This is a genomic window from Aliiroseovarius sp. F20344, from assembly GCF_023016155.1.
GTDB lineage: Bacteria > Pseudomonadota > Alphaproteobacteria > Rhodobacterales > Rhodobacteraceae > Aliiroseovarius.
Window position 1 is genome coordinate 812,509 of the sequence record NZ_JALKBG010000008.1, and the last position, 14,792, is coordinate 827,300.

18 protein-coding genes are annotated in these 14,792 nt (G+C 56.3%); 13 read left to right on the forward strand and 5 right to left on the reverse strand.

The genetic code is table 11. The features are described from left to right. Positions 1–20 precede the first annotated feature (20 nt). Positions 21–1,358 carry a S41 family peptidase gene (locus MWU55_RS12975; protein WP_246936620.1) on the forward strand — a complete coding sequence of 446 codons (1,338 nt, stop codon included), beginning with the start codon at positions 21–23 and terminating at the stop codon, positions 1,356–1,358. 22 nt (positions 1,359–1,380) lie between these two features. On the opposite strand, the gene MWU55_RS12980 is transcribed toward MWU55_RS12975, so the two are convergent. From MWU55_RS12980 to ccmI, 4 genes are all read right to left on the reverse strand, one after another. Further along, positions 1,381–1,734, reverse strand: a complete 354-nt coding sequence (locus MWU55_RS12980) for a hypothetical protein (protein ID WP_246936622.1) — start codon at positions 1,732–1,734, stop codon at positions 1,381–1,383. Positions 1,735–1,852: 118 nt separating this feature from the next. Continuing rightward, complete coding sequence (locus MWU55_RS12985; protein ID WP_246936624.1) at positions 1,853–2,080, reverse strand: DUF1289 domain-containing protein; 228 nt, start codon at positions 2,078–2,080, stop codon at positions 1,853–1,855. Continuing rightward, positions 2,077–2,544, reverse strand: a complete 468-nt coding sequence (gene ruvX, locus MWU55_RS12990; protein WP_246936627.1) for a Holliday junction resolvase RuvX — start codon at positions 2,542–2,544, stop codon at positions 2,077–2,079. Before ruvX ends, MWU55_RS12985 begins: the two co-directional genes overlap by 4 nt. Continuing rightward, entirely contained in the window at positions 2,541–3,812 is a 1,272-nt protein-coding gene (ccmI, locus tag MWU55_RS12995; protein ID WP_246936629.1) for a c-type cytochrome biogenesis protein CcmI, read from the reverse strand. The genes ruvX and ccmI overlap by 4 nt, the downstream gene beginning before the upstream one ends. A gap of 223 nt (positions 3,813–4,035) precedes the next feature. Between ccmI and MWU55_RS13000 the strand changes: the two genes are divergently transcribed. From MWU55_RS13000 to rarD, 12 genes are all read left to right on the forward strand, one after another. After that, positions 4,036–5,283, forward strand: coding sequence for a sarcosine oxidase subunit beta family protein (locus tag MWU55_RS13000; RefSeq protein ID WP_246936631.1), 1,248 nt, complete (start codon positions 4,036–4,038; stop codon positions 5,281–5,283). Positions 5,284–5,348: 65 nt separating this feature from the next. Next, on the forward strand, positions 5,349–5,882 hold the full coding sequence (locus tag MWU55_RS13005) for a hypothetical protein (RefSeq protein WP_246936633.1): 534 nt from the start codon (positions 5,349–5,351) through the stop codon (positions 5,880–5,882). After that, positions 5,876–6,199 carry a sarcosine oxidase subunit delta gene (locus MWU55_RS13010; protein ID WP_246936635.1) on the forward strand — a complete coding sequence of 108 codons (324 nt, stop codon included), beginning with the start codon at positions 5,876–5,878 and terminating at the stop codon, positions 6,197–6,199. The genes MWU55_RS13005 and MWU55_RS13010 overlap by 7 nt, the downstream gene beginning before the upstream one ends. Then, a complete protein-coding gene (locus MWU55_RS13015; protein ID WP_246936637.1) occupies positions 6,196–9,213 on the forward strand; it encodes a sarcosine oxidase subunit alpha family protein in 3,018 nt (1,005 codons plus the stop codon). The genes MWU55_RS13010 and MWU55_RS13015 overlap by 4 nt, the downstream gene beginning before the upstream one ends. Next, positions 9,206–9,763, forward strand: a complete 558-nt coding sequence (locus MWU55_RS13020) for a sarcosine oxidase subunit gamma family protein (RefSeq protein ID WP_246936639.1) — start codon at positions 9,206–9,208, stop codon at positions 9,761–9,763. Before MWU55_RS13015 ends, MWU55_RS13020 begins: the two co-directional genes overlap by 8 nt. A gap of 63 nt (positions 9,764–9,826) precedes the next feature. Further along, positions 9,827–10,498 (forward strand): hypothetical protein, encoded by a 672-nt coding sequence (locus tag MWU55_RS13025; RefSeq protein ID WP_246936641.1) that lies wholly within the window; start codon positions 9,827–9,829, stop codon positions 10,496–10,498. A 224-nt stretch (positions 10,499–10,722) separates the two neighbouring features. Continuing rightward, positions 10,723–11,022, forward strand: coding sequence for a hypothetical protein (locus MWU55_RS13030; RefSeq protein ID WP_246936643.1), 300 nt, complete (start codon positions 10,723–10,725; stop codon positions 11,020–11,022). A gap of 98 nt (positions 11,023–11,120) precedes the next feature. Next, positions 11,121–11,582, forward strand: a complete 462-nt coding sequence (locus tag MWU55_RS13035; RefSeq protein WP_246936645.1) for a hypothetical protein — start codon at positions 11,121–11,123, stop codon at positions 11,580–11,582. Between the two features lie 49 nt (positions 11,583–11,631). Beyond that, positions 11,632–12,045 carry a hypothetical protein gene (locus tag MWU55_RS13040; RefSeq protein WP_246936646.1) on the forward strand — a complete coding sequence of 138 codons (414 nt, stop codon included), beginning with the start codon at positions 11,632–11,634 and terminating at the stop codon, positions 12,043–12,045. A gap of 94 nt (positions 12,046–12,139) precedes the next feature. Next, a complete protein-coding gene (locus tag MWU55_RS13045) occupies positions 12,140–12,739 on the forward strand; it encodes a superoxide dismutase (protein ID WP_246936649.1) in 600 nt (199 codons plus the stop codon). Positions 12,740–12,823: 84 nt separating this feature from the next. Next, positions 12,824–13,231, forward strand: a complete 408-nt coding sequence (locus MWU55_RS13050; RefSeq protein WP_246936650.1) for a GFA family protein — start codon at positions 12,824–12,826, stop codon at positions 13,229–13,231. An 89-nt stretch (positions 13,232–13,320) separates the two neighbouring features. After that, on the forward strand, positions 13,321–14,235 hold the full coding sequence (gene rarD / locus MWU55_RS13055) for an EamA family transporter RarD (protein ID WP_246936652.1): 915 nt from the start codon (positions 13,321–13,323) through the stop codon (positions 14,233–14,235). On the opposite strand, the gene MWU55_RS13060 is transcribed toward rarD, so the two are convergent. Beyond that, positions 14,199–14,756 carry a TIGR00730 family Rossman fold protein gene (locus MWU55_RS13060; RefSeq protein WP_246936654.1) on the reverse strand — a complete coding sequence of 186 codons (558 nt, stop codon included), beginning with the start codon at positions 14,754–14,756 and terminating at the stop codon, positions 14,199–14,201. The two genes, rarD and MWU55_RS13060, sit on opposite strands and share 37 nt — an antisense overlap. Positions 14,757–14,792 lie beyond the last annotated feature (36 nt).

The window sequence follows — 14,792 nt, forward strand, 5'->3', positions numbered from 1 at the left end:
GCAGGACAGAGGATTTAAGCATGAAGTATTTTCCCGCATTTTTTACCTCAGCGTGCCTATCATTGCCCCTAGCGGCTCTGGCCGATGACCTGAATGGTGTCTGGAAATCAAAAGGTTACGGGCTTTACTTAAGTCTAAATGACGGTGGCGTCGTGTTGGATCAAGTCAGCGCAGGCGGCTGTGTAAAGCTCGGGTCTTCGGATCTTGAGGTTGGAAATGATGGGCACCTACACGGTGCAGCAAAACTTACCGGCATGGGACGTTGGGCGGGGACATTTGACTTCGACCTGTCGCGCAAAAGGGACGAACTTGCGCTTGAGATTGGCAAGCTTAACAAGATCACATTGAGCCGCGTGAAGGCCCTGCCGCCGTCTTGCGATGATCGCCCCGGTTGGGGTGCCTTAGAAAACTTCGACGTCTATTGGAACTACTTCAACGAAAACTACGCATACTTTGAAGAGCGTGATGTCGATTGGCAGGCGATGCGAGCAAAATACCGGCCCGAAGTGGAAGCTGGTGTCGGGCGCGGCCGGTTGTTCGAAATCCTAACTGAGATGACGCAGCCCCTGAATGATGGTCACGTATCGTTGCAGGCCGTCTTGAACGCTGCGGATTTTGGGGAACTCCCTGATTGGATTGCAGAGATTGGCGAAGAGCGTTTTGAAGGCATGGCGCGCGAGTGGATGAACAAGGCCATAGCCGGTGAACCGATCAAAGTGGCAGACACCATCGCCTATGGTCGCACCGCCGATAATCTTGGCTATATGGCCATCATCGGAATGGATGAGGCGTTGCTGGATGAAGACGCAGCGCCATTGGCTGCTGCTGTGGACAAGGTACTGGGGGACTTGGAGGAGACGGACGCGCTGGTGATAGATCTGCGCATGAATGGCGGTGGGGATGATCGCGTTGGGTACTATATCGCCGGAAGTTTCACCGATCAGGTTGTTCCGATTGGCTCTAAACAAGTGAAGGCCGCAGATGGTTGGCATGATCTGATGGATTTGCAGATCGAGCCGACAAAGGGTGTTCACTATGACAAGCCGGTCTATGTGCTGACCAGCGGCTTCACGGCTAGCGCGGCCGAGACCTTTGCCCTTGCTCTGACACATATTGAGAACGTGACAATTGTTGGCGAACCCTCCAACGGGATCTTCTCGGATATGTTCTTTGTAGCGCTTCCAAACTGGTGGATGGCCACGATTTCGAACGAACGATATCTAGACGCTCAGGGTCGCAATCACGAAGCAAAGGGCGTGCCATTGGATGTCCGCGCCCCAATCCTTGCATCGGATATTCTGGATGGCAAAGATGCGGTGATGGAAAAGGTGCGTGCGCTGCACAGTGCGGGCGATTGATGTCCCCGCTCGCACGCGGTTGCTAACGGATCGGGAAACGCAACCCATCCTCTGTGATGACTACAAGGCGGTTGCTGGCTTCGACAATCATATCACATCGGCTGACCCCGGTAACAAAGGTGACGCAAACGGTGCTGTCATCCTGTAGCTCGTAGTGTCCCAGCCACGTACCGCCGCCGCCATAAGTGTAAGAGTATTCGCCATTTTCCGAGTAAACGGACTGAGCGTCGTCAAAGAACGTGAGCGTCTGTCCGACAAGTTGCCGTTCAAGATCCGTACGCGACAAAAGCTGATCGTCCGGGCGCGTGTTCCAGCCATCTGCAACCGCGACATGCGGAAACATCATCAGGCCAAGCAAAAGAGTACGTCGCAGCATGTGTTTCCCCGGTTGCGCTTCAATGCGTCTGAACGGTTTGGCGTAAACCGAAACGTCCAGATCATTCGGAGCATAACGTCTACGAAATGACGCAGGGGTCACAACCGGGTGATGTGGGTCAACCCACGCGCGCGCGCCGTCCGCCGCGACGGCGGGTGAGCGTTGATTTGCGTGCCGGAAGTTCTTCCAGAACCGCACGTCTTTCATCCGACGACATTTGCGACCACGCGCCGATTTCGTCGATTGTGCGCAGGCAACCGGTGCAAATGCGGGCCTCGGGTTGGACCACACATATTTTCACGCAGGGGCTTTCCACCTCGTCGCGTTTCCAGACGTCGTCGGTCATGTCAGGTGCCTCATCCGGTCAAGTACTCCTTGCAGGATATACCCGGCGGCGACGTGATCGATGACCTCTGCGCGACGCTTTCGAGACGTATCCGCCTCAAGCAGCGCGCGTTCAGCGGCCACGGTGGATAGTCGTTCGTCCCAGAAGGTGATCGGCAAATCAGTCAGTTTTTCAAGATTGCGGGCAAAAGCACGGGTGGATTGGCAGCGTGGCCCTTCGGATCCATCCATGTTGCGCGGAAGGCCAAGCACAAGCCCGCCCAACTGCCGTTCCTTGGCAATCTCAAGCAAGCGTTCCGCATCCAGTGTGAACTTCTTGCGTTTTATGGTCTCAAGGGGAGTTGCCACTTGCCGGAAGCTGTCCGACACCGCCACGCCAATGGTTTTGGTGCCCAGATCCAGACCTGCCAGCGCTGTCATCGGGGGCAGGGCGGCTGCGAAGTCTTCGACGGCTTCGTATATCACTGGGCAACTCCGGCCTGCCGTGCGGCTTGTTCAACTGTGGCCAGCGCCTCGGGATGGGCGGCGAAGCGGTCTTGTGCTTCGCTCCAAATAGCCGCCGCGCGTTCCGTGTCGCCTGTGACACCCAGAACCGAGATCAAGCGCGCCCATTCTTCGGGGCTACCGCCTTCGGTCGCCAACCGGTCTGACAACCGTTCGACCATGGATTGGATCATCTCGGCGCGTTCTGCTTCGCTTAGCTCTGCGGCGGCCTGCATGTCTTCTGCGCTCGGGCCTGACAAGGCAGGCATGCCAGTTTGTGCCTGAGGTGCGGGCGCATCCGGCGCGGTGTAGTTTTCGCCAGCAAGTGCTGCCAACCCGTCGATCTGAGAGCGCACCGAGCTCCACCAGATTGCATCTGCCGGACCTTCTTCCAGCAACCCGCGCCACAAGCGAAACGCCAAGTCAGGGCGGCCGTTCTGCGCAAACATGATGCCGGTGTAATAACGGCCCAATTGATGGCCCGCATCACGGCTTAAAGCCCGGCGCAACATCTCTTCCGCTTCGGGCGACACATATCCGCCAGCTGCGTTCACCATCAGATCGGCCTGTCGGACGTAGTCATCCGCCGTTGCGGCCTCGCCTTTAACGGCCAAAAGCTGCGCCATGGCTTCACGTGCAGCGATCATATTGCCAATCGCGGCTTCATGCTGGGCCAAAAGGTCCAATCCGCGCTGGTCCTCTGGCCGTTCCTTTACCGCAGCCCGCAGCCCATCGATCAGTTTCAGATAGTCGTCAGGGGCTTCTGGCGGAGGACCGGGCCATGCCGGGGCTTGGGCTTCGATCTCGGCTTGGGCGGGGCGGTTGTCGTGCATCTCTTGGCTGAGCGCGAGGCGTTTTTCGCGGCCCAGATCCTGTGCGCCCGGCACGCCCAAGTAGTAATAAAGACCAAAGCTGCTGACGGTCAGAACGATCGCCGCAATTGCCATGGTCACTCGTGTTAACCCATCGGGGGCGTCGGCGACGCGTCGGGCCTGCGCGACTTTGTCAGCATCCAGCAAACGGCGTGAGATCTCGACCCGCGCACGATCTGCATCTTCTTTGGAGACGGTGCCACGGGCAATGTCGCGATCCAGTTCAGACAATTGGTCACGATAGACCTTCATATCCGAGCTCATGGCACTTTCGTCCGATGTGCTTTTCGGCGAAGCCGCCAACATCCGTCGTGCTAGGACAAGAATGGTTGCCAAGGTTGCTGCGCCTACAATGGCCCAGAATGTCCAGTTTTCCATGTATCCTCCGCGCGACTTCGCAACCTACTAGCCCACCCCATGTAATGCGCAATGGGCCGCTGCAAAACCCCAGATATCAGACTGCGACAAAAGGCATGCCAGGAATGTGGCGTGAAAAGTGGATAATGTCGTCTTTTTCCAATCAAATGACGCTGGGCTTTAGTGAGATTTTGTCGTTTGAGCGTAAAACCGACACAAATCGAAACCCAAACAGGGGAATCGCATGCGACGTTATTCGGCATTTGCCATTGCGCGGGAAGCTGCGCGCTATCACACTGGATGGGAACGGGCTTGGCGCTCGCCCAAGCCCAAGAAGAAATACGATGTTGTCATCGTGGGTGCTGGTGGCCACGGGTTGGCCACGGCTTTTTACCTAGGCAAGAACTTCGGGATCACCAATGTGGCGATCATCGAAAAGGGTTGGCTGGGCGGTGGCAACACGGGTCGTAACACCACGATCATCCGCTCGAACTATCTGCAAGATCCCTCTGCGGCGATCTACGAGAAAGCGCGTTCGCTTTACGAGACGATGTCGCAGGATCTGAACTACAACGTCATGTTCTCGCCGCGCGGCGTCATGATGCTGGCCCAGACCGAGCACGAAGTGCGCGGATACGAGCGCACGGCCCATGCCAACGCGCTGCAAGGTGTCACGACCGAGTTCATCTCGCCCGAGCGCGTGAAGGAACTGGTGCCGATCATGAACATCAACGGCCCGCGCTATCCCGTTCTGGGGGCGCTTTGGCAGGCTCGTGCTGGCACGGCCCGTCACGACGCGGTCGCGTGGGGCTATGCCCGTGCGTGTTCCGACATGGGCATGGACATCATCCAGAAATGCGAAGTGACCGGCGTGCGCCAAGAGGGCGGCAACGTCACCGGCGTCGACACGACCCACGGTCAGATTGATTGCGACAAGCTGGCGATGGTTGTCGCGGGCAACGCAGGCCATTTGGCCGAGATGGCGGGCTTCCGTCTGCCGATGGAAAGCGTCGCCCTGCAAGCGCTTGTGTCCGAGCCGATCAAGCCCTGCATCGACGTGGTGGTCATGGCCAACACCGTGCACGGCTATATGTCCCAGTCCGACAAAGGCGAGCTGGTCATCGGCGGCGGTACCGACGGGTTCAACAACTACACCCAGCGCGGGTCGTTCCACCACGTGGAAGAAACCGTGCGGGCATTGGTCGAGACCTTCCCGATCATCTCGCGCCTGAAAATGCTACGCCAGTGGGGCGGCATCGTGGACGTGACCGGCGACCGATCACCCATCATCGGTAAGACGCCATTGGGCAACTGCTTCATCAACTGTGGTTGGGGCACCGGCGGCTTCAAATCCATCCCCGGATCGGGCTGGGCCATGGCCGAGACCGTCGCTAAGGGCGAACCCGGTTCGCTGGCTGGCGAGTTTGGCCTGAACCGCTTCACCGAAGGACGCTTTATTGATGAGAGCGTGGCTGCGGGGGTGGCACATTGATGTTTAGGCAACGACCAACGGCACGAGAAATAATTGCGAAAGGGCCGACCCATTTATCGAAATGGATGGTTCGTCCAAGAGCCAAAGAAAAGCAATTTACTTGTTGCGTGGCAGATGCGACCGGTGATGAATGGTTTGAGGTGTGGTTTAACAATAGTCTTAAGGACAGTTCCACGCCCGAAGTGCATGTGTCTAATGACTTGCTTGTTTATGCCGCAAACAAGCGTGGCGTGGTGGCGCTTATCGACTTGAGTTCGATGGGGTTGCCAGGATTGACAGCAAATCGACAAGCCCGAAGTATTGAGGGTGCATCTTCAAGACTGGTGTGGGGAACACATCACATGTTTCGCATTGCGGTGAGCTTCGTGTTTCATAGCGATTGGCAAGGAGCATTGGATTCAAACCGGGATACATCGGTCTGGAAGAGGCTGGTATCGAATGACAGGCAACGAACCACCAATTTGCAGAAAATGATACGCGACGGGTTCACATACATGAACATGTCGTTGTTGAACGAAAACGACGAAGTTGCGACTTTTGTCGAAGCCCTCTGGACAGAAGATGGCTGGATAAATTCTAGAGAGGTGCAACCATGCTGATCCTTGAATGCCCCTATTGCGGCGTGATGGCCGATGAAACGGACCTGCATGGCGGCGGCGAAGCGCATCTGAAGCGCTTTGGTCCCGGCTCGTCCGACGACGATTTCGAGACCTATCTGTTCCACCGCGCAAACCCGAAAGGCGTTCACTTTGAGCGCTGGCGGCATGTCTCGGGTTGCGGCAAGTGGTTCCACGCGGCGCGCAACACCATGACGCTCGAGGTTTACGGCACCTATCCGGCCCAGACCTATGAGCCGCCGAAAGAGCTGGTCGCCAAGATCAAGAAGAAACATCCTGAGTGGGGGGGCTGGAAATGAGCACCCGTCTGGCACAAGGCGGTCGCCTGATCGACCGTTCGAAACCGAAAAACTTCACCTTCAACGGCAAACGCATGAAGGGGTACGAGGGCGACACGCTGGCCGCAGCGCTTCTGGGCGAAGACCAGATGCTGATGGGCCGGTCGTTCAAATACCACCGTCCGCGTGGCGTTGTGGCCTCTGGCGCGGAAGAGCCGAATGCTCTGGTCAATTTGGGGCAGGGCGAGCGCTTTGAACCCAACCAACGCGTCACCACGACCGAGCTGTTTGACGGTCTGACCTGCACCTCGCAAAACCACTGGCCGAGCCTCGAATTCGACGTGGGCGTGGTGAACAATTATGCCGCGCGCTTCCTGCCGGCGGGGTTCTATTACAAGACGTTCATGGCGCCCGCGGCCGCGTGGAAGCACGTGTTTGAACCCGTTATCCGTAAGTCCGCCGGTCTGGGCCAAGTCCCGACCGAAGCCGACGCGGACCGTTACGAGCACTATTACCACCACACCGATGTCGTCATCATTGGCGGCGGTGTCGCCGGTTTGGCCTCGGCTCTGGCGGCTGGTCGCTCGGGCGCGAAAGTGCTGGTGATGGAGCAAACCCATCACTGGGGCGGACGTGCGCCTGTGGACGGTGGCGAGATTGACGGTCAGTCGGTTGACGCATGGATCGACGCCACATTGGCTGAACTATCCGCGATGGAGAACGTCACCCTGCGCACCCGCATGATGGGTTCGGGCGTCTATGACCACGGCTATGTGCTGGGCTATGAACGTGTGGCGGATCACACCCCGGGCGACGGGCGTCCGCGGCACCGACTATGGCGCATCCGCACCAAGCAAATCGTGACCGCAACCGGCGCGATCGAGCGTCCGCTGTCCTTTGCAGGCAACGACATTCCCGGCGTGATGCTGGCCTCGGCTGTGCGTGACTACGCAGTGAATTGGGGCGTGTCGATTGGCGACCGCACCGTGGTTGTGACCAACAATGACGACGGCTATCGCACCGCGCTGACGCTGAAAGAGGCCGGGCTGGACGTACCTGTTGTTTTGGATGCACGTTCCGAGGCAACCGGTCCGCTGGCCGAGGCTGCTCGTGCCGCAGGTATCCGGGTTGAACCGGGTCGTGCCATTGCCAAAGTGCATGGCGGCAAGCGCGTCACCGGCGTGTCGATCTGTCTTCAGGCGGGCGAAGGCTCGGCTTTGGAAGAGATCAAATGCGACGCGGTTGCCATGTCCGGCGGCTGGTCCCCGGTCGTGCACATGTGGTCGCATTGCGGCGGCAAGTTGATCTGGGACGAGGCGCAAGCCCATTTCCGTCCCGATCCCAACCGTGCACCGACTAGCCACGACGGCGAGGCGTTTGTTGTGACCGCAGGCACAGCCTCGGGCGCAATGTCTCTGGCTGCGACGCTGGAAGACGCTTACGCAGCGGGCAAGGCTGCGGCCAAAGCCGCTGGCGGAAAAGCCGTGCGCAAGGCAGGTCCGAAAGCGGATGCTGAAAGCGAACAGCCGATGGCGCCGGTCTGGATCATGCCGCAGGGTGCAAGCATCAAGAAGCGCATGAAGATGTGGCTGGATTACCAGAACGATGTGAAGGTTTCCGACGTTCAGCTGGCCGCGCGTGAAGGCTATGAAAGCGTTGAACACACCAAGCGTTACACCACGTTGGGTATGGCGACAGATCAGGGGAAGCTATCCAATATCAATGGCTTGGCAGTGCTTTCGGATGCGTTGGATCAAGAGATCCCGACCACCGGCACCACCACCTTCCGCCCGCCTTACACGCCGATCAGCTTCGGTGCGATTGCAGGCGAAGCGCGCCACGAAATCTTCCAGCCGATCCGTCGCACGCCGATGCATCAGTGGCACGAAGACGCGGGTGCTTACATGGAGCCCGTCGGTCATTGGCGTCGCCCCTATTGCTACGCCAAACCGGGCGAAACCAATGAACAGGCGGTGCATCGCGAGGTGCTGAACACCCGCGAGAACCTCGGCCTGCTCGATGCCTCGACACTGGGCAAGCTGATCGTGAAAGGCCCGGATGCGGGCAAGTTCATGGACATGATGTACACCAACATGATGTCGAACCTGGCTGTCGGGAAATGCCGCTATGGTCTGATGTGCTCGGAGAACGGCTTCCTGTCGGACGATGGCGTTGTGGCCCGTATCGATGAGGATACGTGGCTCTGCCACACCACCTCGGGCGGGGCTGACCGCATCCACGCGTGGATGGAGGAATGGCTGCAGACCGAATGGTGGGACTGGAAAGTCTATGTCGCCAACGTGACTGAGCAGCTGGCGCAGGTTGCCGTTGTCGGCCCCAACGCCCGCAAGGTGTTGGAGAAGCTCGGCGGTATGGATGTGTCGAAAGAAACGCTGCCCTTCATGCAGTGGAAAGACGGCACGATCGGTGGGTTTGACGCGCGCGTCTATCGCATCTCGTTCTCGGGCGAACTCAGCTACGAGATTGCCGTGCCCGCCAGCCAAGGCCGTGCTTTCTGGGATGCGCTTTTGGAGGCAGGTGAAGAATTCGGCGTGATGCCTTACGGCACCGAATGTCTGCACATCATGCGCGCCGAGAAGGGCTTTATCATGATCGGAGACGAGACCGACGGCACCGTGATCCCGCAGGATCTGGGGCTGAACTGGGCGATTTCCAAGAAGAAGGAAGACTTCCTTGGTAAACGCGCGCAACAGCGCAGCCACATGACCGATCCCAACCGCTGGAAACTGGTGGGTCTGGAAACGCTGGACGGGTCCGTCCTGCCGGATGGTGCTTATGCGGTGGGCGAGGGCAACAATGTCCATGGCCAGCGCAACATGATCGGGCGCGTGACCTCGACCTACTATTCGCCGACGCTGAAAAAAGGCATCGCGATGGGGCTTGTGCTGCACGGTCCCGACCGTATGGGCGAGGTGATCAGCTTCCCTACGGTGGATGGCTCGAACACGGTGGTGAAGGCGCGGATCTGTGATCCGGTTTTCTATGACAAGGACGGGGAGAAGCAGAATGTCTAATGCTGTATCCGCACTTCAAGGCGAGAGCTTTGACGGCTATTGCAAGGTCGAAGAGGCCGGGCTGGTCGGTATGATTACGCTGCGCGGTGATCTTGCCTCCAAAGGTGTCGCCAAAGCGGTGAAAGCCGCCACAGGTGCTGCCATGCCGGGGCAGGGTGAAATCACCCAAGGCGCCAAGGGCCGCGTGGGCTGGATGTCACCCGACGAGCTTTTGCTGATCGTTGATCATGGCGACGCCCCAAAAGTTGTTGAAACCGCGACCAAATCACTGGCGAAAGAGAATGCTCTGGTCGTGAACGTCTCGGACGCTCGCGCGGTTTACCGTGTGAAAGGGGCAGCTTGCCGTGAAGTGATCGCCAAGTTGGCCCCGGCGGACATGTCGGTGATGCAGCCGGGCATGCTGCGCCGCTCGCGCATCGCGCAGATCCCAGCGGCTTTCTACATGGAAGACGACGAGACGGCCGTTCTGGTTTGTTTCCGTTCTGTCGCGCAATATGCGTTCGATCTGCTGAAAGATGCTGCCAAACCAGGGGGGGAAGTAAACCCCTGACTTGGCCTGCAATTTAGAGTTGATCAGTAAGCATGGCCCGGATAGTACGGGCCATGCTTTTTTATGGAGTTTAGTATTTTGAAACGCTTGTTTGCAGGAGAGTTTTCAGTCGCCGCAACCTATTGGCTTGGGTTCGTTGGTTTCAATATTTTCATGCGTTTGGTGTTCGTTGTCGTGACCGCTGTATCAATGTCGCTTTATGCAAATGAACAAGAGTTTGTCGGTGACCGCCTGTTCGATGTTACGATGTTGTTTTGCGTCATCTATTGCCTGTTTTTGGCACGGGCGCAGTACCGCGCTATGCATAATGATCGGCAGCCATCTGCATGGTCTTGGATCGGTTTGGTTTTGATCCTCATTGGTACAGCAAGCTACGCATACAACTTTGCGCTTCTACAGTTTCCATCGATGGCAGTTCCAGACCGATTTGTCAGAGAGGAGCTGAAGACCCTCAATTTGACACTGCCAAAGGAACTGGAGCCCGGCCTTGTGCTGGAGAAGGTCAGCCTAAAGAACGACGTGATGACTTACCATTTCGACTATGAATTTGATGACTTGCCCCATGGTCGCTTCAACATGATGGAAGATGTGCTTGGAGAAGAGACATGTCAGGACATGTTGGGATACTTCAAAGGACCGTTAAAGTCGATAGAATTTGACTACCGAAGCGGCGGCACAATTCATATTGAATATGTGTCGCGAGAGGAGTGTCTACAATTCGCAGCCGGTCAGTGATTTGGTCTGCTGATCAGGTGTTACGTAAACACATGGGTGGTACAATAACCTCTGCGATACGCCACGTTTCCTTGCAATCAATGGTTGATTTCAGCTAAATTCACCGCATGTATTTTCCTATGGCGGTTTTACTCCTTTCCCTGATGCCAGCAATGGCGCAGGGCGAGATTTTTCGATGCAACATTCAACCTGATGGAACGGGTGACTGGATCCCAAAGCGACTGTTGATTGACCATAGTCCGGGCCAAACCACCGCAGAGGTCTGGGATCCGCTCATTAAGTATTTCATCGGGTCGCCAATGATTGCCCGTGTTGTTGCTGAAAATGACAAACGGCTGACCGTTGCGTGGGAAATAACCCGTCTCGCCAATCGCGCAGGGGCAGGGCGCCAGTACACACCTGCACTGGCATTTCGCGCAACACTGTTGAAGCCATCGCTGAGGATGATCATCAAATCAAAGCCACGCGGCTACCCCAATGATTATCGTGGAGCTGGCGGCTGCAAGATTTATTCTGAATTTTGAACAGTCTGTTTCCCTTGATGTGCCGTGAATGCATATATTCGCAACATTGATTTGTTGGCTTCTTGTATCGGTTGAAAGTTCTGCGAATCTATATAGATATGGCCGAAGATGCACTTTACGAAGGAGACCGATTCATGAAAAATTTAGTTTTGAAAGCTGTTGCGACTGTCGCAGTTTGTATGGTCGCTGCGCCCGCATTTGCGACAACATATGAATGCAAACTGAAGATGAGCAAATCTGGGGGCAATTGGATGGGCCCAGTTATACGCGTTGAATATGATGAAAAGAATGGCAATGCGACTGTAATTGACGGTGTTATCAACCACTATTTCGGTCAGCCGCTCAAAGTCAGCAAAGTTGTCGACAACAACAAGCGCATGACCTTCAGCTACAACACAAACAAGTTCGAAGGAACATCGACGGCACGCGCTGGAAAAACATTCGCGAACCGGGTTTATCGTCTGACGATTTTAAAGCCCAGCCTGAAGGCTTCCGTTCATATGAAACCAGTCGGGTATCGCAACACGTGGCGCGACAGCGGGACATGTGTTCGCAAGTAGTGCAACAAGAATGTAATCACGTTACCATTAATCATTGAAAGCTTTAGCAATGAACTTAAACACGAAAACCGCTCTTTGTGCAGTGTTTGCAATCTCGGTGTCAGCGTCGGCTGCATTGGCAGTTGACTACAAATGTGAACTGAAGGCGAACCCGGGTGTTCCTCCTCTTATTTACGTCATCGAAGACAAAGGCGAAACGTATGCCTATGATGGATTGATTGACGATATATACGGCAAGCCGATCCCAGCAAAAATCAGTGTCGATAACGACAAACGCGTGACCTACAGCTGGAATGTTAATGGGGCTATGGGAAAGAACTCGAACCTCGGAAACTCAGTGAACGGGAATATCAATTTTCGCCTGACGCGTCAGAAGGCGAGCGGTAAGGCAAGCCTCCAGGGCAAGCTGGTTGGTTATGACAACAGTTTCCGCTCGAGCGGAAAATGTACAATCGCGAAGTAAAGATTGCAGTAGGCGGTGTGGTCCCCCTTGACCTTACCCCGCCTGCTGCCCCATCTAAGGGGCAACGGAAACACGCATGAACAGGGGGCCCAAAATGGCTTTTGAACTTCCCGATCTTCCTTACGCCCATGACGCACTTGCTGAACACGGCATGTCAGCGGAAACCATGGAATTCCACCACGATCTGCACCACAAGGCATATGTCGACAACGGCAACAAGCTGATTGCTGGTACCGAGTGGGAGGGCAAGGCCCTCGAAGAGATTATCGTTGGCACCTATGACGACAAGTCTGTCGCGCAGAACGGTATCTTCAACAACATCTCGCAGCTGTGGAACCACAACCAGTTCTGGGAGATGATGGGCCCGGGCAAAGTTGCTATGCCGGGTGAGCTTGAAAAAGCAATCACCGAGAGCTTCGGTTCGGTTGACGAGTTTAAGTCGCAATTCTCGGCTGCTGGCGCTGGTCAGTTCGGCTCGGGTTGGGCCTGGCTGGTGAAGAACGCTGACGGTTCGCTGGCTGTGACCAAGACCGAAAACGGTGTGAACCCGCTGTGCTTTGGTCAGACTGCTCTCTTGGGCTGTGATGTGTGGGAGCATTCCTACTACATCGACTTCCGCAACAAGCGTCCGGCTTACCTGTCGAACTTCCTCGACAATCTGGTGAACTGGGAAAACGTGGCCTCGCGCCTGTGATCGCCTGACGGGTTGAGCAAGGATATTCAAAGGGCGCCTTCTGGGCGCCCTTTTTCATTTTGAAAGACAGAATTGGATTGAAAGATGAGCAACGTTCGAAAAGCCGCCTGCCATTGTGGCGCCGTCACCTTTGACGTGACCCTGAGCGAAGGCCTTGAAACGGCGCGACGGTGTGATTGCAGCATGTGCCGGATGCGCGGTGCTGTGGCGGTGTCAGCGAGTTTGGACGGGATCGTGTTTACCAGCGGTGAAGACAATCTGACCCTTTATCAATTTGGGACGAAAACCGCGAAACACTATTTCTGCAAAACCTGCGGGATCTACACGCATCACCAGCGGCGATCCAACCCGAATGAGTTCGGCGTGAACGTGGCTTGTCTTGAAGGCGTCAGCCCTTTCGATTTTCCCGAAGTTGTCGTGCATGATGGCGTCAATCACCCGTCAGACGGCAAAAGCGGTGTTGCCGGGGTTTTGGTGTTCAAGCCCTCCTAATCGCAGATCCTGAAGCAAATGTTTGCCACAGCCCCTTGGGCGTCTTGAGAAATTGTGTCACACCACTTGAACAAGGTGCAGGGGGCATGATGAACGAGACGACAAAAGGCGTTGCTGCAATCATAGCGGCCTGCACGGTGTGGGGCACCTCACCCTTGTTTTACAAGGCGTTGGAGCATGTTCCCCCGCTGGAGCTTCTCAGCCACCGAACCCTTTGGTCGCTTTTCCTGTTCAGCATCCTTCTGGGGGTCCAAAACCGGTTGGGGGACGTCGTCGATCTGCTGAAATCACGTGCGATCTTGTTCGTCATTCTGGCGGCCATTGTGATTTCGGTGAACTGGGGCGGCTTCATCCTGTCCGTGCAAATCGGCATGGTGGTTGAAGCAAGCCTTGGCTACTTCATCTTTCCGCTGATCATGGTTGCCCTTGGATGGTTGTTTTACTCGGAAAAACTCGACCGAAGCAAAATCTTGGCGTTGATCCTGGCAGTCGGGGCAGTTCTTGTCCTGACAGTCGGCTTGGGCGTTGCCCCTTGGCTGTCATTGCTTCTGGGTGGGACATTCGCCACCTACGCGGTGATCAAGAAAACCCTTTCAAACGGACCCGTGGTTACGGTCACGGCGGAAGTGCTGCTTTTGTCACCCTTGGCGATCATTTGGCTGTACGGGTCTCATTTTGCGGGCTGGGAAGGCATCGTTGGGAGGGCAGGAGGGGTCTTTGGGCATTCTTTCTGGGACAGCGCGTTGCTGGTTGCCTCGGGCCTGATCACGGCGGGGCCGCTTATCCTGTTCAGCTATGCATCGCGGCGGTTGAAGCTTTCAACGGTTGGCGTTGTTCAATACCTCAATCCAAGCCTGCAATTCACCTGCGCAGTCGCCTTTCTGGGGGAAACGGTGACCATCTGGCACATGATCGCTTTCCCACTGATTTGGCTGGCGCTTGCGATCTATTCGGCCGGGGCCATTCGTCAGGACAGGGCGGCGCGTAAGGTCTCAACCGCCTGATCCACATCATCAACAACGCTAACGAACTCTTTCAGGCTGTCCTCGGCAAAGCCTTGCGCGATGACGTGATCTAAAAGGGCAATCAGAGGGTCCCAGAAGCCGTTGACGTTCAAAAGCAAGATGGGCTTTTTATGCAGCCCAAGTTGTCGCCATGTCAGGATCTCGAAGAACTCGTCCAGTGATCCGGCTCCGCCGGGCAGCACGACAACTGCGTCCGAATTCATGAACATGACCTTTTTGCGCTCGTGCATGTTTTCGGTGACGATGAAGCTGGTCAGGTCCCGCTTGCCAACTTCCCAATTCAACAGATGCTCAGGGATTACGCCAAATGTGTCCGCGCCAGCGGCTTGGGCCGCTTGTGCAACTTGACCCATAAGCCCCACATCGCCAGCACCGTAAACGAGCCGCCAATCATGGATCGCCAAGGCTTTCCCAAGGGTCACGGCGCTGGCACGATAGGCCGGATCGTTTCCCATGCGAGAGCCGCAATAAACGCAAATTGAAGCTGTATGTTGTGTCATGAACGTCTCCGGGCCGAATATATCGTAATGATCTTT